The organism is Acetobacter sp. UBA5411 (genome assembly GCF_002409645.1).
Taxonomy (GTDB): Bacteria; Pseudomonadota; Alphaproteobacteria; order Acetobacterales; family Acetobacteraceae; genus Acetobacter.
Genome location: NZ_DHNR01000045.1, coordinates 1 through 363, shown reverse-complemented (window position 1 = coordinate 363; position 363 = coordinate 1). Strand labels below are relative to the sequence as shown.

Annotated in this window: 1 protein-coding gene; it reads right to left on the bottom strand. The window is 52.1% G+C overall.

Going from position 1 to position 363, the window contains the following annotated elements; all coding sequences use genetic code 11:
• The coding region (locus B3759_RS16615) for a CobW family GTP-binding protein (protein ID WP_291367740.1) at nt 1-221 on the bottom strand (221 nt) is incomplete at its 3' end.
• Nucleotides 222-363: the final 142 nt, after the last annotated feature.

Here is a 363-nt window from a genome sequence, read left to right as displayed (position 1 = left end):
CAGCAGATGCAGCCATTGCTCATTTCGACCAGCGTTTCGTTCGTGCGCGACAGATCGCTGCCGCCACGCACCAGATCGGCGTCGATGTTCACGTCACTCATGTCGTTGACGATTACGGCGACCTTCCGGCCTTCGCGGTTATTCAGAACATGGTTGAGAAGCGTGGTTTTGCCCGCTCCCAGAAAGCCGGAAAGAACGGTTACCGGAAGTCTTTCGTCCATGACGGCCTGCCTCCTTCGATAGCGATCTGCTGATTATTATATGTTATGTTATAACATAACAACGCGCGGCAGCTATCGAATTGAGATGGATCAGAGGCGGACGATTTTTTGGAAGGAAATCTACGGCGTGTCGTCAGTTAAG